The sequence below is a fragment of the Protofrankia sp. Cj3 genome (genome assembly GCF_917627355.1).
Classification (GTDB): domain Bacteria; phylum Actinomycetota; class Actinomycetes; order Frankiales; family Frankiaceae; genus Protofrankia.
Window position 1 is genome coordinate 35,696 of the sequence record NZ_CAKJTR010000041.1, and the last position, 723, is coordinate 36,418.

The following is a 723-nucleotide window of genomic DNA, read 5'->3' on the forward strand; positions in this document are numbered from 1 at the left end:
GGCCACCGGCCCGCCGGTCCCCGAGACCGTCCCGGCCGTACCCGCGGTCGGGGCCGGCGCCGGCGCCGGGGAGCCGCCCCGGTTGCCGAGGACCAGCCCGACGGCGATCCCGACCGCGACCAGCCCGGCCGCGGCCAGGATCCGCACGCCGGGGGAGAAACGACGCCGGTCAGCCATCCCCGTGTCCTAGCCGGCGAGGGTGAGGATGGTGGACAGCAGGATCGGCCCCATCGCGATCAGGGAGACCCCCAGCAGGGTCCAGGGCACCCCGAGCGCGCCGTCCGCGGACATCGCGTGCCGGTTGCGCCGCCCGATCATCATCTGGATCGCGCAGATCGACAGGCCGATTACTCCCGCGACCAGCCCGCCGTACTTCACCAGGGCGATGAACCAGTCGGTGACGTTGGTGACCTGCTGGGGGGCCGAGGGCGCGGGATTGGGGATCCGCCAGATCGGCGTGCTGGCGGGTGTGGGCTGGCCAGCAGGGGCCGGGGTGTCGGCGGGCAGAGCGCTGGGAGCGTCGCCGACCGCGAGATACAGCGAGGCCAGAAACCGGCTCACGGATGGATGTCTCCTTCTGCGTTCAGAGCGCTGCGGGCGGCCGTGGCCGCTGCCGCCAGCGGCGCGGGTATCCCGCCATGCAGCGGATCGGCGACATAACGCCAGCGGGTGACATACGGCAGTCGGTAGACGGGGGTGTGCGCGGCCAGCAGCCGCAGCCGC

Annotated in this window: 1 protein-coding gene; it reads right to left on the reverse strand. The window is 73.6% G+C overall.

Features of this window, described 5'->3' with window-relative positions; all coding sequences use genetic code 11:
* Positions 1–186: 186 nt before the first annotated feature.
* Positions 187–561 carry a hypothetical protein gene (locus MJ783_RS08140; protein WP_239309695.1) on the reverse strand — a complete coding sequence of 125 codons (375 nt, stop codon included), beginning with the start codon at positions 559–561 and terminating at the stop codon, positions 187–189.
* Between the last annotated feature and the right edge of the window lie 162 nt (positions 562–723).